The sequence below is a fragment of the Nitratireductor sp. WH36-1 genome, assembly GCF_058725515.1.
Genome location: NZ_CM178970.1, coordinates 3,572,162 through 3,596,453, shown reverse-complemented (window position 1 = coordinate 3,596,453; position 24,292 = coordinate 3,572,162). Strand labels below are relative to the sequence as shown.

Here is a 24,292-nt window from a genome sequence, read left to right as displayed (position 1 = left end):
GTCAAAGTCGCAGCCATGGATAACCCAATCGCAACACTGGACCGGCCGGGACACCGGGGCGCGCAGATGCGCTACATCGCTCTGGCAAGCCTGACAGGCGTCCTGACAGGCGCGGTCGGCTCCGTGTTCCACCTGATGATCGACAGGCTGCAGACCTGGCCTCATCTGCTTTCGGCATATGTGGACGGCGCGTCGCTCGTGGTCGCGGCTGCGCTCATAACCATGTGCATCACGCTTCTGGCGGTTTATGTCGTGCGCCGCTATGCGCCCGAGGCGGGCGGCAGTGGCGTGCAGGAAATCGAGGGGGCGATGCAGGGCCTGCGGGTCGTGCGCTGGCGTCGGGTTCTGCCGGTCAAGTTCTTCGCCGGCATTGCTGCGGTCGGCTCTGGACTGGTGCTGGGCCGCGAGGGGCCGACGATCCATATCGGCGCATCGTTCTCGGCGGCCATAACGGATTTCTTCAAGGTCAGCGAGATCGAGCGGCGGGGCATGCTGGGCGCAGGTGCCGCGGCAGGTCTTGCATGCGCGTTCGACGCGCCTCTCGCGGCTGTTCTCTTCATCGTGGAAGAGACGCGCCGGCAGTTTCCCTACACGTTCCGCACCTATATGGGCGTGATCGTCGCGGCCTTCCTGGCCACCGTCATGACGCAGATCATCGGCGGCACCGCGCCGGACCTGTCCATGCTGGTCGACAGCCCGGCGGTCTGGATGCTGCCTGCCTTCGTTTTGCTCGGCTGTCTGCTCGGCGTCCTGGGCGTCACGCTCAATGCGGGCCTGTTATGGACCAGCGCGTTTGCAGCGCGCGTCAATGCCCGCGCATCCTATCTCTTTCCCGCAATCGTTGGGCTGGCCATTGGCGCGCTGTTCATCGTGATGCCGATGGCCGTGACCGGCGGCGACAGTGTCATCAAGTCGCTGGCGGCAGACGGTGCAGGTCTGAAAATCCTGCTGATGCTGGCGGTGCTGCGTTTCGTGACCATGGTTACCAGCTATTCGGCGGGAACGCCGGGCGGCATCTTCGCTCCCATGCTGGCGCTTTCCATGTGTGTCGGTCTCGCCTTTGGTGAGGTCATGACATTCGCCGTGCCGCATGACGCGATGGTTCCGCTGGCCTTCGGCATCGCCGCCATGGGCGGGCTGTTCTCCGCCTCCGTGCGGGCGCCTGTCGTCGGCGTGGCGCTGACGCTGGAACTGACCGGCTCTTACACGATGGTGATGCCGCTGATCGCCACCTGCGTGACGGCCAATATGGTGGCGCAGTGGATTGGCGGGCGGCCGATCTATGATCTGCTTCTTGAAAAGACACTCATGCAGGCCGGCATCGACCCGAGAAAGAAGGGGGAAGACAGCACCGGTCTGGCGTGATGGTTAATTGATTTTCTGAGAAATGAACCCGCATCGGAAATTCCGGAAAAATCAGAAAAATTCCCAATTTCGCTGTCGATTTTCTGATTTTTACGCGCGTTTTGAGCCGTTTTTCTGAATTCTCGGAATGGATGAAAATCTGAACAAAACGCGCCGTGAAACGAATTCAGAAAGTATGATGTTTTTCTATTGACGTCATACTTTCTGTTGGTAGCTTGCAGGCCGGCATGAAATTGATTTGAGGGGCATTTGTAGATGAATCGCAGTTTCGCGGGCTGGGCCGGTCTTTTATTCTTTTCAACAAGCTCCCTGATTGCCGGCGCTCCGGCATTCGCCAAGAATGATCTTGTTCTGGCAATCGGCGGCGAGCCGGACACGGGCTACGACCCGCTTCTTGGCTGGGGCCGTTATGGCCATCCGCTGTTCCAGTCGACCCTCTTGCGCCGCGATGCGGATCTGAACACGGTCCCTGATCTGGCGACCGAATGGAAACTGTCCGACGACCGGCTGGTCTGGACCGTGACCCTGCGTCCGGGCGTGGTCTTTTCCGATGGCACGCCGCTCACGGCGGAAGACGTCGCGTTCACGTTCAATGAGGCTGCTTCGGCTGGCGGCGCACTTGACCTGACGGTGATGGAAAAGGCCGAGGCGGTTGACGATCTGACCGTCAGGATCGAACTGAAGCGCCCCTGGGTGACGTTCTCGGAAAACTTCTATTCGCTGGGCATCGTCCCGTCAGACAGTTACGGGCAGGGCTATGCCCGTAACCCGGTCGGGTCCGGTCCCTACAGGCTGGTTTCGTGGACCGAGGGCGAACAGCTCATCGTTGAAGCCAATCCCGATTATTACGGCCCGAAATCACCGTTCGAGCGGCTTACATTCGTCTTCACCGGAGAGGATGCCGGGCTTGCCGCAGCGCGCGCCGGTCAGGTGGACATGGTGTCTGTTCCCGCCCTCATGGCCGATGACATGATCGACGGCTTCAAGCGCCTCCAGGTGATGTCCGTTGACAATCGCGGACTGACCTTCCCGATGCAGGCGCCGGGCGAGGTGAATGCACAGGGAGAGGCCGTGGGCAATGCGGTGACCTCCGATCCCGCCATTCGCCGGGCGATCAATCTCGGTGTGGATCGTGAGCAGCTTGTCGAGGTGGTGCTGAATGGTTTCGGCAGGCCCGCAGCCGGACCGGCCGATGGCATGCCGTGGTCGAACGCCGATGCCGCCGTGACATACGCTCCCGACGAAGCGCGGGCGATGCTGGATGCGGCCGGCTGGCTGGTGGGCGATGACGGCTTTCGCGCGAAGGATGGCGTGAAGGCGGGTTTCAAGATCTATTACCCGGCGTCCGATGCGGTGCGTCAGGCGCTGACCGTCGTGGTGGCCGAGCAGCTCAAGGCGCTCGGAATCAACGCGCAGCCCACCGGCGCGTCCTGGGAGCAGATCGAGCGTTTCGCCCATCAGGAACCGGTGATGCTGGGATGGGGCAGCCACAGCCCGCTGGAAGTCTACAGCCTCTACAATTCCGACTGGGGCGGCGTGGGTTTCTACAATCCGGGCTATTTCTCCGACACGGTCGTGGACGCGCATCTGGCCGCCGCCCAGCAGGCGGCGACGCTGGAGGCGTCCTATCCCCACTGGCAGGCGGCGGAGTGGGATGGCGAGACCGGGTTTTCGGCGCGCGGCCTTGCCGGCTGGGCGTGGCTCGTCAATCTGGACCACATCTATTTCACGAATGAGTGTCTCGATATCGGCAAGACGCAGATTGAGCCACACGGGCATGGCTGGCCGATCACATCCATGATCGATCAGTGGGCCTGGACGTGTGACTAGGCCTTTAGCGCAATCTCTCGCTGTCGGGCTGGCCTACAGGCTGGGGCGGCTTGCCGTCGTCCTGCTGCTGGTCGCGGCAGTGGCGTTTTCGCTGGCGAAAATCTCTCCCATCGACCCGGTCAACGCTTATCTCGGCGATGACATTGCGCGGGTCGGGCCGGAACAGAAGGCGCTGATTGCGGAGCGGTGGGGCCTGAACGAGGCCCCGCTGACGCAGTTCGTCCGATGGGCGCAGAACATCCTCCGGGGCGATCTCGGCTATTCGATGATCTACAACGCCCCGGTTTCGGAGGTGATCGCCAGCCGCTTCTGGACCTCGCTTCCGCTCGTCGGGCTGGCGTGGCTTCTGTCCGGCATTCTGGGGTTTGCGCTGGGTGTCGTGGCCGGCGCGAATTCCGGGTCGTGGATCGACCGGGTGATCCGCGTCTATGCCTATGTTCTTTCCTGCGCGCCGACCTTCTGGATCGCGATCCTTCTGCTGCTCGCCTTTGCTGTCTTTCTTGGATGGGCGCCGGTGTGTTGCGCGGGGCCAATCGGTGTCGTGCCGGAGGACGTCACCTTCTCAGACCGGCTGCGCCACCTCGCCCTGCCGCTGGCGGCGCTGACCGTTTTCGGCGTTTCGCAGGTGGCGCTGCACACGCGCGCCAAGATGATCGAGATCCTCAACCTCGATGCCGCGCTCTATGCCCGCGCACAGGGCGCGACGAAGCTGGACATCGTTCTGAGGCACGGGCTGCGCAATGCCGCGCTTCCCGCCGTGACCATCCTGTTTGCCTCGCTGGGAGAGTTGTTTGGCGGCTCCATTCTGGCGGAGCAGGTCTTCTCCTATCCAGGGCTCGGCCAGGCGACGGTTGCCGCCGGCATCAAGGGAGACGTGCCGCTGCTTCTGGCGATCACGCTTTGCCTGACGCTGTTCGTTTCCGTGGGCAACATGATTGCCGACATGCTGTACCGCCTCGTCGACCCGCGCATTCGCGATGGCGACCTTTTGACGGGGGGCGATCATGGCTGAGCTCGGTGAGCGGCAGAACCTTGAACCGCTGATTCTTCCGCGCATGGACAACCGTGTCCGCTCATTCGCCGCCGCCGCGGTGTGCCTGCTTTTGATCCTGTTGATCCCGGTGGCAGCGCTCATGGCTGGAAGTGCGGGCGTCGCGCCGGACTTCACGGCACGCCTTGTCCCGCCGGACTGGGCCCTCTGGTTCGGTACGGACCAGATGGGGCGCGACATGTTTGCGCGCACCGCCAAGGCGCTGACGACCAGCCTCTGGGTCGGCCTGTTCGCATCGGCCTGCTCCGTTCTCATCGCGGTTGTGATGGTTCTGGTTTCAGCCGCGTCCGGCCGCTGGATGGATGCGCTGGTGTCGCTTGCAATCGACGCCACGATCGGCCTTCCGCATCTGGTGCTGCTGATCCTGATCTGCTTTGCGCTGGGCGGCGGGCCTTTCGCGGTGACGCTCGCCCTGGCGCTGACGCACTGGCCGCGCCTTGCGCGCATCCTGCGTGCGGAGGTCATGCAGATAAAGCAGGCGGATTACATCATTTCGGCCCGCCATTTCGGAAAGTCGTGGGCGGCCATCGCAGTGGGCCATGTTCTGCCGCAGCTGGTGCCGCAGATGCTGGTGGGGTTCGTCCTGATGGTTCCCCATGCGATCCTGCATGAGGCAAGCCTGACCTTTCTCGGCTTCGGCCTTGAGCCGACCTCGCCGGCCATCGGCGTGATGCTGGCCGATTCCATGCGCTATCTGACTGCCGGAAAATGGTGGCTTGGCCTGTTTCCGGGGTTGTGCCTGCTTCTGTTCGTTCTGTGCTTCGATACGGTGGGCAACGGGTTGCGGCTGATCTTCGACCCGAGGACGGCGCAGACATGACGCTTCTTTCCTTCAGCGGCTTCGGCCTGTCGTTTCGGCGCTATCATGGGCTTCTCGCCTCCTGCGAGACGCCGGTTCTCAACGACATTGCCTTCACCATCGGGCGCGGGGAGGTGGTGGCGCTTGTCGGTGCGTCCGGCAGCGGCAAAAGCCTGATCGCACATGCGGCCTTCGGCATTCTTCCGCCCAATGCCCGCATGCATGGGAGCATTTGTCTGGACGGCCAGCCGGTGGACGAGCGCACTCTCCCCGCATTGCGTGGCCGGCGCATGGCGCTCGTGCCGCAGTCCATCAGCCATCTGGAGCCGCTGGCGCGATGCGCGAAGCAGTTGCGCTGGGCGGCGCGGCGGGCGGGGCGGCCCACCGACAGGGAGACGCTTGCGCGCCATCTTGAGGCTTTCGGGCTGGATGGAGATGCGGCAAAAGCCTTCCCTCACCAGCTTTCCGGCGGCATGGCGCGCCGCATGATGATGGCCATCGCGACGGTTGGCGACGCGGATCTGCTCATCGCCGATGAGCCGACCAGCGGGCTGGATGACGAGAACGCCGAAATCGTGCTGTCGAAACTGCGGGGGCTGGCGGATCAGGAGAAGGGCGTGCTTCTGATAACGCATTCGCTGGCTGCCGCGTTGCCCTATGCCGACCGGGTATGTCTCATCCGCAATGGAAGGATGGAGGGCGAGGAAGCGGCCTGCGCGTTTGATGGCGCGGGAGAGGGCTTGCGCAGCGCATACGCCCGCGCCCTGTGGCAGGCCCTGCCACAGAACGGCTTTCAGGTGGCGCAACATGCTTGAAGCAAGGGATGTCTGTTTCTCCTACGGCGTGGCAGGGCGCGTGCTCGATCATGTGAGCCTTGCGGTTCGCCCCGGCGAGGTGGTCGGCCTCACGGGCAGGTCCGGGGTCGGCAAATCGACACTGGGGCGCATTCTCGCAGGTCACTATCGGCCGTTGTCCGGGCGGGTCATCATCGACGGTGAGCCGCATGCGCGCGGGTTCAATCCGGTTCAGTATCTTTCTCAGTCGCCGGCCTTCTCGGTTGATCCGCGCTGGACTGTCGGCAGGGTCATCAGCGAGGCCTGGCGTCCTGACGAAGCCATGCTGCGCGCCTTCGGCGTCTCAGAGGCGTGGTATGACCGCTATCCGCATGAGATCTCCGGCGGGGAGCTGCAGCGGGTCGCCGTGCTGCGCGCGCTTGCGCCTGGCACGCGCTATCTCGTTGCCGATGAGATATCCGCACCGCTCGATCCCCTCACGCAGGCGCAGATCTGGATGGCCCTGCTAGCGCATGCGCAGAAAAACGGGCTTGGGATGCTTGTTATCAGCCATGACAGGCCCTTGCTTCGCCGCATCGCAGGCCGCATTCTCGACCTGTGATTTTCTTCCGCCCGTCAGCCTTTTCCGGCATGGCGGCTTTACCGTGAATGAGGGCGAGCAATGCGACGCATAACCGTTACGCTGGATGACGACCTGATGGATGAGCTCGATCAGGTCGTGCGTGAGCGCGGTTATCAGAATCGCTCGGAGGCGATTCGCGACCTGACACGGCAGGGCATGCAGCAGACCCTTTTGAAAACGGGGTCGCAGAAAAGCTGCATCGGCGTTCTGAGCTATGTCTATGACCATGAGGCGCGGGATCTGGCGAAGCGGCTGACCAATGCGTTTCATCATGCCCACGAACTCTCGGTCGCGAGCATGCATGTGCATCTCGACCATGACCGATGCCTTGAAATCAGCATCCTCAAGGGGCTGCCGGACGATGTTAAGCGGCTTGCAGAGCATGTGATCGCCGAACGGCATGTCATGCATGGAAAGCTCAGCCTCATTCCGAATTCATCAGAAGACTGAGGTGTTTCAGAGCTGACGGACGGCTTCTTTGCGAGAAGTGTGCGTTGCTTTGCGATGATTGGAGACGCTGAAGGGGAGTGGTGCCCAGACGCGGATTCGAACCACGGACACGCGGATTTTCAATCCGCTGCTCTACCAACTGAGCTATCTGGGCAAACCCTGCTTCACGGTGCCGGTGCAGATATTTCTACAAGGCGAGGCGGTGTTGGTTTCCGCCGGAAGCGCGTGGTTTATAGCACGAGATTTTTTGCTGGCAAGCGCCCTTCTGTCGATTTGCGAAGAGTTTTTTCACAAGCGGCAAAAAGGCTCAGGTTCTCCACGAAAGCAGACGCTTCTCCAGCTTGCCGATCAGCCACGCAATGATGAGGCCGATGAGCGACAGGAGCGCCACGCCCGCAATGAGCTGATCCAGCGCGAAAAGCGCGCCGGCCATGAGGATATAGGCCCCGACGCCGAATTCCGCGCCGATCATCTCGGCGGCGACCAGAAGCACGATGGCGATGGAGGCGGAGATGCGGAAGCCGGACAGGATGGCCGGCATTGCGCCTGGCAGGATGATCTTGCGCACGATGGAGAGCCACGACATGCCGAAGGACTGGCCCATGCGAATCAGATTGCGGTCCACATTGTCGACGCCGCCATAGGTGGCGATCACGGTCGGGAAGAAGGTGCCGAACAGGATCGTAGCCACCTTGGAGCCTTCGCCGATGCCGAACCAGATGATGAAGAGCGGCAGGAGCGCGATTTTCGGCACCGGGAACAGGGCCGAGACGAGCGGCAGAAGCCCGGCGCGGGCAAGCGAGAACAGGCCGATGAACAGGCCGACGGCGATGCCCAGCAGACTGCCCAGCGTCCAGCCGACGACAAGACGGTAGAGGCTCGCGCCGAGATGCTTCCAGAGCATGCCGGTCTGAAAAAGATCGACAAGCGCGCCAAACGCCTCTGACGGGGCTGGCAGCGCAATGGGGCTGATGAAGCCCGAACGCGAGCCCAGCTCCCAGACCGCCAGAATGGCGAGGAAAACAAGCGGGGCGACGGGACCGAGCGAACGGTGAACGAAGCCGCCGCCACGGAAGGGAACCGGGCGCTGGCCGCTCTCATTGGCTGTTGCTGCATTGGCGGCGGGTTGTTCGTGCGTGGCGTCATGCGACATCGGAAATCTCCCTGTCGGCTTCGCGGGCTTCCTCGCGCATGATTTCCCAGACGCGGCGCTGCAGGGTTTCCAGCTCGGCCAGCCGGTCGGCGCGCTCGGCAAGGGGCATGTCGATCTCGACCACGTCGCGGATGCGGCCGGGGCGGCGGGAAAGCACGATGATGCGGCGGCCAAGGCGCACGGCCTCGTTGAGATTGTGCGTCACGTAGCAGGCGGAAAACCGCTCGCGGGTCCACAGCGCAACCAGATCGTCCATCAGGAGTTCGCGGGTCTGGCTGTCGAGTGCGGAGAGCGGTTCGTCCATCAGCATGATGGCCGGCTTGACGGCGAGCGCGCGGGCAATGGCCACGCGCTGCTTCATGCCGCCGGAGAGCTGGCGCGGGAGCGCCTTGGCGAAATCGGAAAGATTGGTGCGGGCGAGCACATCGGCGATGATCGCCCTGCGCTCGGCTGCCGCGATGCCGTGATCTTCCAGAACCAGGCTCACATTGCCTTCCACGCTGCGCCAGGGGAGCAGGGCGAAATCCTGAAAGATGTAGGTGAGGGGGTTGAGCGAGCCTTCCGGCTCAGGTCCGGCAAGAAGCGCCTGACCCTGATCGGGCTTTTCCAGTCCGCCGGCAATGCGCAAAAGCGTGGACTTGCCGCAGCCCGAGGGGCCGACAATGCAGACGATTTCGCCGTCATCCACCGTAAGCGAGATGTCATCGAGGACGGTCGTGCCGCCATAGTGGTGGGTGATGTTCTGAAGAAGAAGCTGCATCGGTCCAAAAACGCCGCCCCGGCAGGCCGGGGCGGCTTCGCTGTTAGCGGGTTTCCACGAAGCTGGTGTCGACCAGCTTTTCCATCGTCACGCCATCGGGCACGAGGCCTTCCGACTTGAACCACTCAAGCTGGTCCTCGACGCTTGCCACGCTCAGCGCCGCACCTTCGTTGATGCGCATGGCGCCGGCGCGGATGCGCGGATCGGCCTTGTCGAGCGGCTGGTCGGAATAGACGTATTTGTGGATCATCCCGACGATTGCCGCTGTGTCTTCCTCGCTCATGGTCTTGTCGACCAGGGCGGCGTTGTAGTCGCTGATGCCCTCGGAGAGGCCGGCCAGGAAGCGCTCGACGAGATCCTTCTTTTCGGTCGCATTTTTGGTGGAGGTGAAGACCGTGGTGACCTGGTAATCGTCGACATAGTCGGAAATCTTGCCGATCTCGACGACTTCAGGCCCCTTGGTGAGTGCGCCTGCAATGTTCGGCACGATGGACCAGGCATCGATCTGGCCGCTCTTGAGCGACGCGATGATGGCCGGCACCTTCTGCAGCGGCTTCACGTGGATTTCGGAACGGTCAAAGCCTTCCTTGTCGGCGATCTTGTGCGCCATGTAGTGGAAGGAGGAGCCGGTGGTGGTGATGCCGAAGCTGTGGTCCTTGAGGTCGGCAGGCGTTTTAACGCCGGCGTCGAACGCAGCCTTGGAGGCGAGGATCTTCTGGCCGTCGATCTCGGGCGTTTCCTGCAGCGCGCCGCCGATGACCTTGATCACGCCCTTGTCTGCAAGGCTGATGAGACCGCCGGAAATGGCCGTCATGCCGAAATCGACATCGCCCGAGGCAATGGCGACGGCCATGGGCTGCGCAGCCTGGAAGGACACGAACTCGACATCGATATCCTGCGCGTCGAAATAGCCCTTTGCTTCGGCGATGATGCTCGGCGAATGCGAGGTGAGCGACAGAATGCCGACATTGATCTTGTCGGCGGCGGCGGAGGGCAGCGCGAAGCCGGCCACTGCGGTGGTGAGGGCTAGCGCGCAGAGCGTGCGACGGGTGATGGCGGTCATGGGGTTCCTCCTTGGCTGTTTGACCAATGCTATTTGCATACGCAGGAAGCGGGAGCAAGGGATTGGGATGCCAGGAGCATGGCGCGCATCATGCGCGTTTGCGCTGCACGCCCTCTGGTTGGCATGCAAGGCGCCGACCCTCTCCCCCGTCATCCTATGGCTTGACCATAGGATCCATGCCGTTGCGGTGGCGACTGCGCAGGTGCGGAAAACGATGGGCTTGCTTTTAGAGGCTGGGCTTTATGTTCGGCGTTCCGGCATGGATCCTCGGGTCAGGCCCGAGGATGACGAAGGAGCGGGTGGGGGTGGGTTCTCTTCCTTCTGAGTTTGTCGAAGGGAGGGCAGGAGAGATGAAGGAGCGTGAATTGGTAAGCGCCCGTCTTCTCCCTTCCTGGTTTGCCGCAGGGGGTGGAGAGGAATGAGGGGGGGAGCGTGAATGAGAGCGCGCCGACCCTCTCCCTCGTCATCCTCGGGTCAGGCCCGAGGACGACGAAGGAGCGGGTGGGGGTGGGTTCTCTTCCTTCTGAGTTTGTCGAAGGGAGGGCGGGAGAGATGAAGGAGTGTGAATTGGGAAGCGTCCGTCTTCCCCCTGCCTGGTTTGCCGCAGGGAGCGGAGAGGAATGAGGGGGGGGCGTGAATGAGAGCACGCCAACCCTCTCCCTCGTCATCCTATGGCTTGACCATAGGATCCATGCCGTTGCGGTGGCGACGGCACCGGCGTGGGAAGCGATGGGCTTGCTTTGAGGGGCTGGGCTTTGTGTTCGGCGTTCCGGCATGGATCCTCGGGTCAGGCCCGAGGATGACGAAGGAGCGGGTGGGGGTGGGTTCTCTTCCTTCTGAGTTTGTCGAAGGGAGGGCGGGAGAGATGAAGGAGTGTGAATTGGGAAGCGCCCGTCTTCCCCCTGCCTGGTTTGCCGCAGGGAGCGGAGAGGAATGAGGGGGGGCGTGAATGAGAGCGCGCCAACCCTCTCCCTCGTCATCCTATGGCTAGACCATAGGATGACGAGGGAGAGGGTGGGAAAGGGGGGCTCCTCCGCCTGCCGAAGGAGCGGAGAGCCCAAGAGAGAGGTGCGGTCTTCAGGCTGTGTCTACAGACGCGCAGCCATCTCGGTGCGGATGCGCTTTGCGGCCTCTTCTTTCACCGGGCCGTAGCCGCGTATCTGCATGGGCAGCGCCAGGGTTTCGGCAAGCGTTGCGGCATTGCCGGTGTCGAGCTGCGCAAGCGCTTTTTCGACATGCGCTTCGTACCAGCCGATCAGTTCGCGCTCCATGCGCCGCTCGGCGGTGCGGCCGAACGGGTCGAAGGCGGTGCCGCGCAGGCGCTTCATGCGGGCGAGCATGCGGAACGGCAGGCGCACCCAGGGGCCGAATTCGCGCTTGAGTGGACGTCCGCGCGCATCCGTGCCGGAAGCGAGGAAGGGCGGGGCGAGGTGATGGACGATGCGATAGTCGCCCTCGAACTCTTCTGCGATGCGGGCGGAAAAGCCCGTTTGCGTGTGCAGGCGGGCGACCTCGTATTCATCCTTGTAGGCCATCAGCTTGAACAGGGAGCGGGCAACGGCCCGGCTGACGGCGTCGCTGCCGAACGGCGCTTCGGCGGCGCGAACGCGATCCACCAGATGGCGGTAGCGCGCGGCATAGGCCGCGTTCTGATAGTCGGTCAGGAAGGCCTCGCGGCGGGTGACGATCTCGTCGAGCGTTCCGTCGGCCTGCGGCTTCGGGTCGAGCAGGCCCTTCAGTGCGTCGGGCTTTTCCGCCGCCAGACGGCCGATGAGGAAGGCGCGGTGGTTCTTCTCAATGGCGACGCCGTTCAGCACGATGGCCTGGGTAAGCGCGTTGAGCGAGACGGGCACGAGGCCCTTCTGCCAGGCGAAACCGAGCATCATCACATTGGCGAACACCGTGTCGCCCATGAGCTTTTCAGAGAGGCGGTTGGCGTCCATGGCGGCAAGCGCATCCTTGCCCGTCACGCCTTCGATGGCTGCAAGCCGCTGGTCCACGTGAAGGCTCGCATCGCGCTTGCGCACGATATCGCCGGTGGGCATCTCGGCAAGGTTCACCACGGCGCGCATGCCGGGGCGGTAGCTGGCCGACGCCTTGGGTGAGGACGACACGACGATGTCGCAGCCGATCAGCGCATCCGCTGCACCACGGTCGATGCGCACCTGATGGATGGCGTCGGGTGCAGACGCCAGCCGGACATAGGAAAGCACCGGCCCGAACTTTTGGGCAAAGCCCGTGAAGTCGAGCACGCTGGAGCCCTTGCCCTCCAGATGCGCGGCCATGGTGATGAGCGCGCCAACGGTGACGACGCCGGTGCCGCCGACGCCGGTGATCATCAGGTCGAAGGGCCTGTCGAGCGCTGCAGGCTCCGGATCGGGGAGATCGCCGGCAAGCCGCGTCAGATCGAACTCCATGCCGGAGCGTTTTTTGCGGGTTGCGCCCTCGACGGTGACGAAGCTCGGGCAGAAGCCGTTCACGCAGGAGAAGTCCTTGTTGCAGGACGACTGGTTGATCTTGCGCTTGGTGCCGAACTCGGTTTCGAGCGGTTCGACGGAGAGGCAGTTGGATTCCACCGAGCAGTCGCCGCAGCCCTCGCAGACGAGGTCGTTGATGACGACGAATTTCTTCGGGTCTTCCATCTGGCCGCGCTTGCGGCGGCGGCGCTTCTCGGTGGCGCAGGTCTGTTCGTAGATGAGAATGGACACGCCCTTCACCTCGCGCAGCTCGCGCTGGACGGCGTCGAGTTCGCGGCGGTGATGGATGGTGGTGGCGGCCGGCAGTTCGCCGGGCTGGTACTTGTCCGGGTGATCGGAGACGAGTGCGATGCGCTCCACACCCTCGGCGCGCGAGGCGTGGGCAATCGCCTGAACGCTGACGGGGCCGTCCACCGGCTGGCCGCCGGTCATGGCGACGGCGTCGTTGTAGAGGATCTTGAAGGTGATGTTGGCCTTTGCGGCAATCGCCTGCCGCACGGCCATGGAGCCGGAGTGATACCAGGTGCCTTCGCCGAGATTCTGGAAGACGTGGTTCTTGCCGGTAAAGAGCGAGGAGGCTGCCCAGTTCACGCCCTCGCCGCCCATCTGGATCAGCGAGGTGGTGTTGCGGTCCATCCAGCTCGCCATGAAATGGCAGCCGATGCCGGCCAGCGCTTCGGACCCCTCGGGCACTTTGGTCGAGGTGTTGTGCGGGCAGCCGGAGCAGAAATACGGAGTGCGGGTCGCGCCTTCCACCTGCAGGGTGATGGCCGGTGCGGCGAGGATCTTTTCAGCGCGGGCGATGAAGCCGCTGCCGGGGAAGATGCCTTCGAGCCGCCGGGCGACGACGGGCAGAAGCAGGCGTGGCGAAAGCTCGCCGGTCCACGGCACGAGGCGTTCGCCATCCTCGTCGCGCTTGCCCACCATGGCGTGCGGCTTGTGGCCGGGCCAGTCGTAGAAATATTCCTTGAACTGGCTTTCGACGATGCCGCGCTTTTCCTCAATGACGAGGACTTCCTGCTTGTCTTTCACGAAGTCGAGTGCTGCGCGGCGGGCGAGCGGCCACACCATGCCGACCTTGTAGATGTCGATGCCGAGCTTCCGGCACTCGGCCTCGCCGATGCCCAGAAGGCGCAGCGCCTCCATCAGGTCGAGATGGGCCTTGCCGGTGGTGACGATGCCGAAACGGGCATCCTTCACGTCATAGATGTGGCGGTCGATGGGATTGGCTTCGGCAAACGCCAGAACGGCGTGCTTCTTCGCCTCCATGCGCTCCTCGATCTGCGGGCCGGGAAGATCCGGCCAGCGATAGTGGAGCCCGCCGGGAGGCGGTGTGAAATCGGGTGTCTCGAACGCGCGGGGGGCGGGAATGTCGACGGAGGCTGCCGATTCCACCGTTTCCGAAATGGCCTTGAAGCCGACCCACATGCCCGAGAAGCGCGACAGGGCGTAGCCATATTCTGCGAAGGCCAGATATTCCGACACGCTGGCCGGATTGAGCGTGGGCATGAACCACGACATGAAGGCGACGTCCGACTGGTGCGGCATGGAGGAGGAGACGCAGCCATGATCGTCGCCGGCAACCACCAGCACGCCGCCATGGGGCGAAGAGCCATAGGCGTTGCCATGCTTCAGCGCATCGCCCGAGCGGTCGACGCCGGGGCCTTTGCCATACCAGAGGCCGAAAACGCCCTCGACCTCGCGCTTCGGATTGGTCTCCACCTGCTGGCTGCCGAGCACAGCGGTGGCGGCGAGATCCTCGTTGACGGCGGGGAGGAATTCGATGCGGGCGGCGTCGAGCCGGTCCTTCGCCTTCCATAACTCAAGGTCGAGCGCGCCCAGCGGCGATCCGCGATAGCCGGAGATGAAACCTGCCGTGTTGAGGCCGCTCGCGCGGTCGCGGCGCGCCTGATCGAGCACGGCGCGCACGAGCGCCTGCGTGCCGGTCATGAAGACGCGGCCCTTTTCCTGGGTGTAGCGGTCCTCGAGCTGATAGCGCGCGAGTTCGCCGGCCTTGGGTTGGACGGTCATGCAATTCCTCCAGTGCAGACTGGAAGAATTCTAAACCGGCAGAGGTGGAATTTTGTGCCAGATTTGGCGGTTGGAATTTGGTTTCTGGAAGAATTGTCCGATATATACGGATGTATCGGAGAATTTTTCAGGATTTGGACCTATGCCCGAAAAGCTGAGTGAACAGGACAAGAGGCTTCTGGACGCACTTCAGGCCAATTGCCGGCTCTCGAACCAGGAGCTGGCGGAGCGGGCCGGCATGTCGGCTTCGGCCTGCTGGCGGCGGGTGAAGGCGCTGGAGGAGGCGGGGCTGATCACGCAATATGCGGCTCTGCTGGACGTGGAGAAGGCGGGGCTCGGTTTTCAGGCCATCGTGCATGTGTCGCTGACGCGGCATGACCACCGGCATGTGGACACGTTCATCGCCGAGACGCGGCGGCGGCCCGAAGTGCTCGACTGCTACTCCACGACGGGAGAGGCGGATTACCATCTGCGCGTCGTGTGCCGGGACCTGGCGGCCTATAACCGGTTTCTGGAGGATTTCCTGTTTCGCCTGCCGGGCATCGCCAATGTGCGCACCAACCTCGTTCTGAAAGATATCAAGAAAAACAGTCCGGTTCCGGTGCAGGTGAAGAGCGGTTGACATACCGCGCCGGGCCGCTTCTATCTCGGTCGCCAAACGAGGAGGACATCGGATGACGAATGTGGCGCTTACGGGTCTCGCGCGCGATCTTGAGCAGCGGGCGGAAGAGGGGCGGCCGGTGCGCATCGGCCTGATCGGCTGCGGCGAGATGGGCACGGACATCGTCACGCAGGTGGCGCGCATGAAGGGCATCGAGGTGGCGGCCATTGCCGACACGCGGCCCGAACGCGCGGCAAAGGCCATCGAGATTGCCGGACGCGCTGCCGGGAGCGCGGTGGAGGCTGAAACGGCGGGCGCGATCAGCGACGCGATCCGCGCCGGCAAGACGGCGCTTTCGGGCGATTCCCGGCTGGTTTCCGAAAACGATCTGGTGGACGTGGTGATCGACGCCACGGGCAAGCCGGCAGTGGGCGCGGAGATCGGGCTTTCGGCCATGGAGGCGGGCAAGCATCTCGTCATGATGAATGTCGAGGCCGACGTGACCATCGGCGCTTATCTGAAGCGTGAGGCGGCGCGGCTGGGCGTGACCTATTCGCTGGGCGCGGGCGACGAGCCGTCTTCCTGCATGGAGCTGATCGAGTTCGTCTCGGCCATGGGGCACGACATCGTTGCCGCCGGCAAGGGCAAGAACAATCCGCTCAACATCGACGCGGTGCCGGACGACTACGCCGAGGAAGCGGAACGGCGCAACATGAATGTGCGCATGCTGGTCGAGTTCGTCGACGGCTCCAAGACGATGGTGGAGATGGCGGCCATCGCCAATGCCACGGGCCTCGTGCCGGACAAGCCGGGCATGCATGGCCCGGCGGCGAGCCGCGAGGAGCTTTCCAGCGTTCTCTGCCCGATTGCCGATGGCGGCGTGCTCTCGAAGAAGGGCTGTGTCGACTTCACGGTGGGCAAGGGTGTTGCGCCGGGCGTGTTCGTGGTGGCGGAGATGGACCACCCGCGCCTGCGCGAGCGCATGAACGATCTGAAGCTCGGGGAGGGGCCGTATTACACCTTCTTCCGGCCCTATCACCTGACCTCGCTGGAAGTGCCGCTCACCTGCGCGCGCGCCGTGCTCAACAACAAGGCGGACATGGTGCCGCTCGACAGGCCGGTTGCGGAAGTCTGTGCGGTGGCGAAGAAGGATCTGAAGCCCGGCGACCGGCTAGACGCCATCGGCGAATATTCCTACCGCTCGTGGATCATGACGGCGGAAGAGGCGCGCACGGCGAAGGCCGTGCCATGCGGGCTGCTTGAGGGCGGCACGGTGACGGCCCCGGTGAAGAAGGGCGCGCTTCTGACCTATGCGAATGTTGCGCCCGACGCGGCTTCGCGGCTGGTGGCGCTCAGGGCGCGGCAGGATGCGATGGTGTTCGGCGAAGGGTGATGGCGTGGGGTGCTCGCCCCTCATCCGCCTGCCGGCACCTTCTCCCCGCGTGCGGGGAGAAGGAAGCGCGTCGTAACCGGAAGGCGCGTCACCTTCAATGTTCCCTTCTCCTCGGTTGAGGTGAGAAGGTGAGGCGGTGCCTTGCGGGTTGCTTGAGGGGCTTGAAGCTGGCGCTTCCCTTTCCGATTTTCTTTCTTCTCCCCGCACGCGGGGAGAAGGTGCCGACAGGCGGATGAGGGGCCTGCGCCGATCCTCTACTTTCCCAGTTCGATGGAGCGCTTCTTGGCGGCGTCGACGGCGTCGCTTACCAGGTCGAGAAGGCGGTTCTCATCCATGAAGACGGAGAGCGCGGCGGCGGTGGTGCCGTTCGGGCTTGTCACCTGCTCGCGCAGCTTGCCGGGCTCGTCATCGCTTTCTTTGGCAAGGCAGGCCGCGCCATAGACTGTCTGCATGGCGAGAAGCTTTGCGGTTTCCTTCGGCAGGCCGGCCTTCTCGCCGGCAGCCGTCAGGCATTCGATGAAGTGGAAGATATAGGCCGGGCCGGAGCCGGAAACGGCGGTGACGGCGTCCATCAGCTCTTCATTGTCGATGGTGGTGACCGCGCCGCTGGTGGCAAGCAGTTCCCCGGCGAAGGCTTTTGCCCCGTCGCTCACATTGCGGTTGGAGAACAGCACCATCATGCCCTTGCCGATGGCGGCGGGCGTGTTGGGCATGCAGCGCATAACCGCGGCATGACGGCCGAGAATTTCCTCGAATGTGGCCGTTCCGGTGCCGGCGAGAACGCTGACGAAGGTGGCCTTGTCGGCGAAGCGGGCATAGGCGGGGGCGATGTCGCGAATGACCTGCGGCTTGACGGCGAACACGATCATGTCTGCGCCTTGCTCCAGCGTGTCGACGCTGTCGGTAACCGTCACGCCGAGTGCTGCGGCGCGGGCGCGCAGGTCCGCATTCGGCTCGATCACGGTGGCGTCGCCGGAGGCGAGCTTGCCTGCCGCGATCCAGCCTTTCAGCATGGCGTAACCCATGTTTCCGCAGCCGACGAGAATGACCGATTTGCCCATGAAACTTCTCCCTTGATGATGGGAGAGGAATGCCGCGTGCGGACGGCGAATGCAACAGAAGGATGTGGGCCGGGGCGTTTTGGCGCCCCGGTCCGAACGAGTGGGCTCAGGCGCCGAACCTGCGCCCGGCGTCCAGGGCCAGGCCGCGTCCGACGGAACCGAACATGTCGCCCTCGACCACGGAAGCGGCCGGCAGCATGCCCAGAACGCTTTCGCGCAGGAGCGGGATGGCAGACGAACCGCCGGTGAGGAACAGCGCGGTGATCCGCTCAGGCCCGATACCGGCATTGACGAGGGTTTCGCTGACGGCCTTCTGAACGCGCTCGACGGTGACGCGAATGGCGTCGTTCAGCTCGTCGCGCGTAACGGGCAGATGCAGCTTCTCCTCGGTGAGCGGAAGCTCGATGGCGCTCTCCGTCAGGTCGGTCAGCGCGATCTTCGCCCGTTCCACCTCGGCCACGGCCGCATGGCCCTGCCGGTTGGAAACCACGTCGATCATGCGCTCCACCAGTTCGGGCTGGGCCGCTTCGTAGCGGATCTGCCTGAGATCGGTCATCGCCTTGTTGGTGTAGAGCATGTGGATGCGCTGCCAGGTGGCAAGGTCGATGTAATATCCGGCGGGGAGCTGGCGCTTGCCGTCCTTGGTGAGCGTGCGGTAGCCGAGTTCCGGCATCAGATGGGCGATGCTCAGGAGGCGGTCGAAATCCGTGCCGCCGATATGCACGCCGTGGCTGGCAAGAATGTCGTCCTTGCGGTCGGACTGCTTCGCGCGTTCCGAGGAGACGCGCACGACGGAAAAGTCGGACGTGCCGCCGCCGATATCGACGATCAGCGCCAGTTCCTCGCCGCTGACCTGCTGCTCGTAATCGAGTGCGGCGGCGATGGGTTCGAACTGAAACTCGATGTGTTTGAAGCCACGCCGCTGGGCCGCTTTTTCAAGCTCGTCCTGCGCGCGGCGGTCGGCTTCCGGATTGTCATCGACGAACTGCACCGGTCGGCCGAGCACGATGTTGTCGACCGGTCCGCCGAGATTGGTTTCGAGGCTGTCCTTCAGAAAGTGCAGGAACGAGCCGATAATGTCGGAAAAGGCGATGGAATGCGCCTTGATGCGCGTTTTCTCGTGGATCAGCGACGATCCGAGAACGCTTTTCAGGGCGCGCAGAAGCCGGCCTTCGGCATTTTCCGTGTAGCAGGAAATGGCGCTACGGCCGAAATAGGTGCGGTTGTCCTCGAAATTGAAGAACACCGCGCTCGGCATGGTGACCTCGCCACGCTCCAGCTCGATGAGCCGTGGCTGGCCGTTTTCCATGAAACCGGCTGTTGAATTCGACGTGCCGAAGTCGATGCCGCCGCTCAGCGCTCGCATAGCTTATGTCCTTGGGGGATGTGGATCGGTCAGGGGAGCGGGACCGATACACAATCACCGAAGGGAAGTCGACAGCGGCGAAGCGTTTTGTTGGCGGCAAAGGCCGTCAGTTCTTTTCCGGCTCGCGATACTGCTCGTTCGCGTAGCCGAATTCGGCCATGACGCGGCCAAGACCGACATAGACGGGATACATGGCGGTGGAGATGGAGCCGGTCTTTGCAAGCCGGGCGGCTCCACGCAGCGGGGAGAGGGCCAGAAGCGCGAGGCTCTTGGCGAAGACACGCAGCCGGCCGAAGCCTTCGTTCGACCGTTTCTTCTTTTCCACCAGTGTGGAGATGACGCCGTTGCGCAGCGCACGGGCGCGGATCCAGTCGCGTTCGACCCGGCGCGCCGGCACGATCTCCTGCGTTTCCGCCTCCGCCGACCATGCAAGGCGAAAGCCTTTCTGGCGCGTACGGCTGAGAAAATCGGAATCGCCGCCGCCCATGAAGTTGAATCGAAGATCGAGGAAGGGGCGCGGCATTGCTTCCAGAACGCGGCGCGTCACAAGAAGATTGCCGGAGGAATAGAGCGCTGCAACGGGGCCTGTTTCATCATAGGGCGGGGCGAAGACCGGGTGGGTCGCCCAGCGCTCATGCGCAGGCTTTTCAAAGGCCGGAACCTGCGGGCCGCCAACGATATCGGCGTCGAATTTCTCCGCCGTGGCGCAGAGGTTTTCAAGCCAGTGCGGAGAGGCGAGTTCGTCATCGTCAATGACGGCGAGATAGCGAAAGGCCGGAAATTCAGCCAGCGCGGTTTCCCAGCCGGCATTGTAGGCGCAGCAATTGCCGCGCTGGTGGGCGATGATGACGAGGCCGTTGAACGTGCCGTCGGCAAAGAGCGGCGCGGCTGCGTCTGCGCCTTTATGTGCTTCGGCCTCGTTTTCCATCACGATGATGGCAAAGGGGCGCGCGGTATTCTGGGCGGCAAGCGAATGGAGCGTGTCGAGAAGCTGATCGGGGCGCTTGAAGGTGGGAACGGTGACAACGCACTCGATGTCCTGCACGCTCAGCGACGGCGTTCGCGCGACGGTTGAAACCGACTTGTCTGCCCTGTCCTGCGTCACGATCCCGCCAATGCCCCCTTGTTTCGCGCTCTATAAGCGGTGGCGGCAATTAAGGCGGCGTTAAGTGCGGCAGGTTTTTGCGGCAGGGAAATGGTGTTATGCCCGCCAAAAGTGTTTCCCCGGCTTCTCCCTTAATGAAGAGTTCATTGCTGTTTGACAGAACGTTCCAAACAGGAAAAGTGCATGCATCTGGTCTTTGCGACATCCATCGTTTCCGACGGGACGCCCAAGAGTGGCTACGAGATTGCCAATGCGGCAATCCTCGGCGCGCTGTCGCGCGCGGGGTGCCGGGTCTCCGTCATGGGCTTTGCCTGGCAGGGACGTGAGGCGCGCAACATTGCCGACGATACGGTCGTTCTGGGTGAAATGGACCCGCGCACCGAAGCGGCGGGGGGTCTTCAGAAGCTGCGATGGCTTGCCCGTGCAATGACGCGCAACATGACGTTCTCGTCCGCCAAGATGCTGCTTGCCTCGCCGGCGCATGTTCGCGCCGCACTCGACGGCCTTGGTCCGGTGGATGGCGTCATCTTCAATTCCGTGCAGTTTGCAGGCGCATTCCGCGAGATCTTCGCCCATTTGCCGAACATCTATGTGGCGCACAATGTGGAGTATGTTTCCGCCGAGCAGAGCGCGCGCGCCGCACGCAGCCCCATTGCGCGTTTCATGTTTGGCCGTGAGGCGACGCTTTTGAAAACGCTGGAAGCGCAATTGTGCGCCGATGCGCATTTCATCTACACGCTTTCCGAGGATGACCGGCAGGTTCTGGGCGTGGCGGATGACCGGCGCTCGGCAGTTCTGCCGCTGGTGGCGCATGCGCCGGTTGAGGTGACGGGCGATGAACGCAGGACGGATTACGACGCGGCGCTGATCGGCACGTGGAGCTGGGCGCCCAATCGCATCGGGCTCGACTGGTTTCTGGAACAGGTTGTGCCGCACCTGCCTGACGATTTTCGCATTGCGGTGGCCGGTGACGCGCCGGCGAGCCTGGCGCAGGAACACCCCCGCATCGCCTTTGTCGGGCGTGTTCCCGACGCGGTGGAGTTTGTGCGGTCGGGCAAGGTGGTCCCGCTTATCAGCCGTGCCGGAACCGGCGTGCAGCTGAAGACGATCGAGACCTTTGAACTGGGCCTGCCGAGCGTTGCCACGCAGAGCGCACTGCGCGGCATATCCTACAAGCCGGAGAACTGCACCCTTGCCGACGAGCCGCGCGCCTTTGCAGAGGCGCTGGTGCGTGCCGCCGGATCGCCTGTCGATCTTGACGGGCGGACATTCCATGAGGAGCAGCGCAATGCGCTCGACAAGGCCGTGCTTCACGGGCTTCAGCAGTCTGGCTTTGGCCGGCAGAACGAGGCCGCATGAACGTGGATGCGCCGAACAAGATCACACCGGTGCCCGAGCGGCGCGACATTCTGGGAACGGATGTGACGGCAATTGGCCGTGACGCGGCAATTGCGATGCTGGCCGAAAGCATTGCCGAACGGCGCTTCACGCAGGTGACGTTCCTCAATGCGCACAACGCCAATGTGGCCGTTGCGGACGCGCGCTTTCGCCAGGTCCTGCCGGACTTTCTGGTGCTGGCGGATGGCGTTGGTGTCGATATCGCTTCAAAGATGCTCTACGGCGAGCCGTTTCCCGACAATCTGAACGGCACTGATTTCGTGCCGGAATTCCTCAGGCGGCAGAAGGACCGGCTGACGGTCGGCCTGCTTGGCGCGCGGCGCGACAACGCGCTTGCCGCAGCCGAGAAGCTTGCAGAGCATGCGCCGCAACACGCATTCGTCTTCCTGCATGACGGTTACTTTGACGGTGCGGAAGAGAAGGCCATCCTCGACAGGCTGGAGGAAATCCGCCCGGACGTGCTGCTTGTGGCCATGGGCGTCCCGCGTCAGGAATTGTGGATTGCCGGGAAGCTTGGGGGCGAGCATTGCACCGTGCCGATTGCCGTGGGCGCGCTTCTTGATTTTCTGAGCGGCGCGGTGCCGCGCGCGCCCCTGTGGATGCGCCGGATGCGGCTTGAATGGCTGTTCCGGCTGGGGCTTGAGCCGCGTCGTCTGTGGCGGCGCTATGTGGTGGGCAATCCGCTGTTTCTCCTGCGGGTGCTTGGTCAGAAGCTGAGCGGCAAGGCAGGCGGAGGCTAGGCATGGGAGCGCAGCAGAACGCCGCAATCGTTACGCCCAGCTATGCCGGTGATTTCGAGCGATGCAGGCTGTTGTGTGAGAGTATGGACCGGTATGTGACCGGCTACACACGCCATTACCTGCTTGTCGCCAGTCATGATGTCGAGCGTTTTCGCGCACTGGAAACGGACCGCCGGGTGGTGGTTGACGAGCGCGATCTCTTGCCATCCTGGCTGCATGCGGTGCGCGATCCGACCAGTCTTTTTCGCCGCCATGTCTGGTTGAGCACGCGGCTTGCGCCGCTGCGCGGATGGCATGTGCAGCAATTGCGGCGCATCGCCTTTGCCGAAAAGGCGACGGAAGACGCGCTTGTCTATTGCGATTCCGACGTCGTGTTCCTGAAGCCGTTCGACTGTGGCGATTTCTGGCGCGATGGCCAGATGCGGCTATACCGCAAAAGCGGCGGCATGCATTCGCTGATGGACATGGGGCACCGCGACTGGCTGGCCAATGCGGGCAGGGCGCTTGACCTTCCTGCCGGGCAGACCAGCGAGCATGACTACATCACCACACTGATCGCCTGGCGGCGCGAAACCGTGCTGGACATGCTCAGGCGTATCGAGACGGTTCACGGCAGGCCGTGGATCAATGTGGTGGCGAGCGACCGCCGTTTCTCGGAGTGCATTCTCTATGGCCGCTATGTGGATGAGGTTTTGAACGGGGAAGGACACTTCCACGACGACCGCGCGCTCTGCCACATCTACTGGCTGGGGCCGGAGCTGGATGAAACCGGCATTGAGCGTTTCATTGCCGGGATGGAGCCCTATCAGGTGGCCATCGGCATTCAGTCCTTCACCGAGACGAGCCTGGAACCGCTGCGCCGTGTGATCGGTTAGGGTCAGTATCAGACGCGTTTGGCCGGTCTGGCCAGAGCGCGATAGGTGAGTACCATCGACAGCACGTAAAGCACCGCGAAGACCGCGTTGAGCGACAGAATGATGTCCCGTGTCTCGGTGAAGTTTTTCAGAACCAGCGAGAGAAGTGCAGCCTTGCCCAGGGCCAGAACGCCGAGATTGACCGCACGAATGAAGGTCTGGCCGCGGGCAAAGAGCAGGTCCGCCTGATATTCGGTCAGGTTGCGCAGGCCCGGAACCGCAAGCGCCAGAATGACCAGAGGTGCTGCCTCGGCCACATTGCGCCCCAGCAGCGTGGGGTAAAACAGCAGAATCACCGCCAGCGACGCCAGCGCCAGCGTGGACACGGCGAAGACCGCGCCCTCAATGCCAAGACGCAGTTTCCAGCGGTTGAGCATTTCCGGTGCGCGCATCATGCGCTGGACGAGCAGCATGGAGAAGGAGCGGATGGGGATCGCGGTCAGGTCCACCAGCCGCATGATGATGGCGTAGATGCCGGCAAGTTGCGGGTTGCCGAGGGCAAGAACCAGAAGCTTGTCGAGCTCCATCTGCAGATAGAACAGCACTTCTGCGCCAGCCACGTAGAGCGCGTCGGGAAGACGACGCCAGTAGAGCGCGCTCTGCAGGCGCAGGCGCTGGCGGGGGCAGTAGAACAGGAGCGCGAAGACGAGCGCCGCGCTGTTTGCCGCGAGATAGAAAACGGTCCAGGTGAGGAGGTCGCTGCTCGCGTGGAATGTGAACAGGAGGGCCGCCAGCGCGCGGATGCCGACGCTGACGATGAGAATGACGGCGGCGCGGCCGAAACGGTTGAGGCCATTGTTGACCACGATCACCGTTTCGGTGAGCCGCCAGGCAATGGCGTCGGACGCGATGACGAGCGCAAAGGGCAGAACCTTCATGTCGCCCGCAAAGAACACCAGATAGAGCGCCACGCTCGCCAGTGCGATGAGCGGCAGGGAAGCGACCGTCAGCACGAGGAAACCGGCTGCGTATGTGCCGAGCAGGCGCGGCTTGACGGTGGCGATGCGGTAGAGCGTGGCGGTGAAGCCAAGCGCCAGAATGCGACCGACCATCACGCCAGCGGCGGAGGCGGTGGCGAAAAGACCGAAATCGGCGATGGACAGGCTGTTGGCCAGAATCACGAAATAGGCGAGCGAAAAGACGAGCCTGCCCGCCGATCCGCTGATCGTGGCGAGGTAGTCCCGCAGCACCTGGCGCTGGCTGGTGATGATGTCGCGTAGCGAGATGGGGCGCCCCTGAATTCTGAGCCTGAAATGCCGGTTCTGCGGCGAGCATAAGCAATAAAACTTAATGCGCTGTTCTGCTGGCTGACGCAGGGG

The 24,292-nt window shown here is 63.4% G+C and carries 20 protein-coding genes and 1 tRNA gene; 12 read left to right on the top strand and 9 right to left on the bottom strand.

The annotated features are described in order from the left end of the window. Nucleotides 1–15: 15 nt before the first annotated feature. The 7 genes from clcA (at nt 16) to nikR (ending at nt 6,911) form a co-directional block, all read left to right on the top strand. Nucleotides 16–1,365 carry a H(+)/Cl(-) exchange transporter ClcA gene (gene clcA / locus AC4PTT_RS17275; protein WP_492161743.1) on the top strand — a complete coding sequence of 450 codons (1,350 nt, stop codon included), beginning with the start codon at nt 16–18 and terminating at the stop codon, nt 1,363–1,365. A gap of 255 nt (nt 1,366–1,620) precedes the next feature. After that, nucleotides 1,621–3,195: an ABC transporter substrate-binding protein gene (locus AC4PTT_RS17270; RefSeq protein ID WP_492161742.1), complete on the top strand. Its 1,575-nt coding sequence runs from the start codon at nt 1,621–1,623 to the stop codon at nt 3,193–3,195. Beyond that, nucleotides 3,188–4,207: an ABC transporter permease gene (locus tag AC4PTT_RS17265; protein WP_224873272.1), complete on the top strand. Its 1,020-nt coding sequence runs from the start codon at nt 3,188–3,190 to the stop codon at nt 4,205–4,207. Before AC4PTT_RS17270 ends, AC4PTT_RS17265 begins: the two co-directional genes overlap by 8 nt. After that, a complete protein-coding gene (locus tag AC4PTT_RS17260; RefSeq protein ID WP_492161741.1) occupies nt 4,200–5,066 on the top strand; it encodes an ABC transporter permease in 867 nt (288 codons plus the stop codon). The genes AC4PTT_RS17265 and AC4PTT_RS17260 overlap by 8 nt, the downstream gene beginning before the upstream one ends. Next, on the top strand, nt 5,063–5,860 hold the full coding sequence (locus AC4PTT_RS17255) for an ATP-binding cassette domain-containing protein (protein WP_492161740.1): 798 nt from the start codon (nt 5,063–5,065) through the stop codon (nt 5,858–5,860). Before AC4PTT_RS17260 ends, AC4PTT_RS17255 begins: the two co-directional genes overlap by 4 nt. Then, the gene (locus AC4PTT_RS17250; protein ID WP_492161739.1) at nt 5,853–6,440 is read left to right on the top strand and encodes an ABC transporter ATP-binding protein; all 588 of its coding nucleotides are present in this window, start codon (nt 5,853–5,855) and stop codon (nt 6,438–6,440) included. Before AC4PTT_RS17255 ends, AC4PTT_RS17250 begins: the two co-directional genes overlap by 8 nt. 60 nt (nt 6,441–6,500) lie before the next feature. Next, nucleotides 6,501–6,911 carry a nickel-responsive transcriptional regulator NikR gene (gene nikR, locus AC4PTT_RS17245; RefSeq protein ID WP_113154182.1) on the top strand — a complete coding sequence of 137 codons (411 nt, stop codon included), beginning with the start codon at nt 6,501–6,503 and terminating at the stop codon, nt 6,909–6,911. Between the two features lie 78 nt (nt 6,912–6,989). On the opposite strand, the gene AC4PTT_RS17240 is transcribed toward nikR, so the two are convergent. The 5 genes from AC4PTT_RS17240 to AC4PTT_RS17220 form a co-directional block, all read right to left on the bottom strand. After that, nucleotides 6,990–7,065 (bottom strand) — tRNA-Phe (locus tag AC4PTT_RS17240). 153 nt (nt 7,066–7,218) lie between these two features. Continuing rightward, nucleotides 7,219–8,064: an ABC transporter permease gene (locus AC4PTT_RS17235; RefSeq protein ID WP_206554754.1), complete on the bottom strand. Its 846-nt coding sequence runs from the start codon at nt 8,062–8,064 to the stop codon at nt 7,219–7,221. After that, nucleotides 8,054–8,824, bottom strand: coding sequence for an ABC transporter ATP-binding protein (locus AC4PTT_RS17230; RefSeq protein WP_206544619.1), 771 nt, complete (start codon nt 8,822–8,824; stop codon nt 8,054–8,056). The genes AC4PTT_RS17235 and AC4PTT_RS17230 overlap by 11 nt, the downstream gene beginning before the upstream one ends. A 43-nt stretch (nt 8,825–8,867) precedes the next feature. After that, complete coding sequence (locus AC4PTT_RS17225; protein WP_297564143.1) at nt 8,868–9,887, bottom strand: ABC transporter substrate-binding protein; 1,020 nt, start codon at nt 9,885–9,887, stop codon at nt 8,868–8,870. Nucleotides 9,888–10,975: 1,088 nt separating this feature from the next. After that, nucleotides 10,976–14,395 (bottom strand): indolepyruvate ferredoxin oxidoreductase family protein, encoded by a 3,420-nt coding sequence (locus AC4PTT_RS17220; protein ID WP_492161738.1) that lies wholly within the window; start codon nt 14,393–14,395, stop codon nt 10,976–10,978. A 142-nt stretch (nt 14,396–14,537) separates the two neighbouring features. Between AC4PTT_RS17220 and AC4PTT_RS17215 the strand changes: the two genes are divergently transcribed. Both AC4PTT_RS17215 and AC4PTT_RS17210 read left to right on the top strand, forming a co-directional pair. Continuing rightward, a complete protein-coding gene (locus tag AC4PTT_RS17215) occupies nt 14,538–15,017 on the top strand; it encodes an Lrp/AsnC family transcriptional regulator (protein WP_113154206.1) in 480 nt (159 codons plus the stop codon). Between the two features lie 52 nt (nt 15,018–15,069). Further along, a complete protein-coding gene (locus AC4PTT_RS17210) occupies nt 15,070–16,389 on the top strand; it encodes an NAD(P)H-dependent oxidoreductase (RefSeq protein ID WP_492161737.1) in 1,320 nt (439 codons plus the stop codon). Between the two features lie 254 nt (nt 16,390–16,643). Here the strand turns inward: AC4PTT_RS17210 and proC are convergent, their stop codons facing one another. The 3 genes from proC to AC4PTT_RS17195 form a co-directional block, all read right to left on the bottom strand. Further along, a complete protein-coding gene (gene proC, locus AC4PTT_RS17205) occupies nt 16,644–17,450 on the bottom strand; it encodes a pyrroline-5-carboxylate reductase (protein WP_206544623.1) in 807 nt (268 codons plus the stop codon). Between the two features lie 106 nt (nt 17,451–17,556). After that, nucleotides 17,557–18,816: an Hsp70 family protein gene (locus tag AC4PTT_RS17200; protein ID WP_206554757.1), complete on the bottom strand. Its 1,260-nt coding sequence runs from the start codon at nt 18,814–18,816 to the stop codon at nt 17,557–17,559. Between the two features lie 106 nt (nt 18,817–18,922). Then, nucleotides 18,923–19,921 carry a glycosyltransferase family 2 protein gene (locus tag AC4PTT_RS17195; RefSeq protein ID WP_492161736.1) on the bottom strand — a complete coding sequence of 333 codons (999 nt, stop codon included), beginning with the start codon at nt 19,919–19,921 and terminating at the stop codon, nt 18,923–18,925. 183 nt (nt 19,922–20,104) lie between these two features. On the opposite strand from AC4PTT_RS17195, the gene AC4PTT_RS17190 reads away from it, so the two are divergent. From AC4PTT_RS17190 to AC4PTT_RS17180, 3 genes are read left to right on the top strand one after another with little or no spacing between them, the layout of a single operon-like run. Next, nucleotides 20,105–21,280 carry a glycosyltransferase gene (locus AC4PTT_RS17190; RefSeq protein WP_492161735.1) on the top strand — a complete coding sequence of 392 codons (1,176 nt, stop codon included), beginning with the start codon at nt 20,105–20,107 and terminating at the stop codon, nt 21,278–21,280. Next, nucleotides 21,277–22,059, top strand: a complete 783-nt coding sequence (locus tag AC4PTT_RS17185) for a WecB/TagA/CpsF family glycosyltransferase (RefSeq protein WP_299938722.1) — start codon at nt 21,277–21,279, stop codon at nt 22,057–22,059. Before AC4PTT_RS17190 ends, AC4PTT_RS17185 begins: the two co-directional genes overlap by 4 nt. Before the next feature lie 2 nt (nt 22,060–22,061). Beyond that, nucleotides 22,062–22,934, top strand: a complete 873-nt coding sequence (locus tag AC4PTT_RS17180) for a DUF6492 family protein (RefSeq protein WP_492161734.1) — start codon at nt 22,062–22,064, stop codon at nt 22,932–22,934. An 8-nt stretch (nt 22,935–22,942) separates the two neighbouring features. Here AC4PTT_RS17180 and AC4PTT_RS17175 read toward each other — a convergent pair whose 3' ends face one another. Further along, nucleotides 22,943–24,163, bottom strand: a complete 1,221-nt coding sequence (locus tag AC4PTT_RS17175) for a lipopolysaccharide biosynthesis protein (protein WP_492161733.1) — start codon at nt 24,161–24,163, stop codon at nt 22,943–22,945. Nucleotides 24,164–24,292 lie beyond the last annotated feature (129 nt).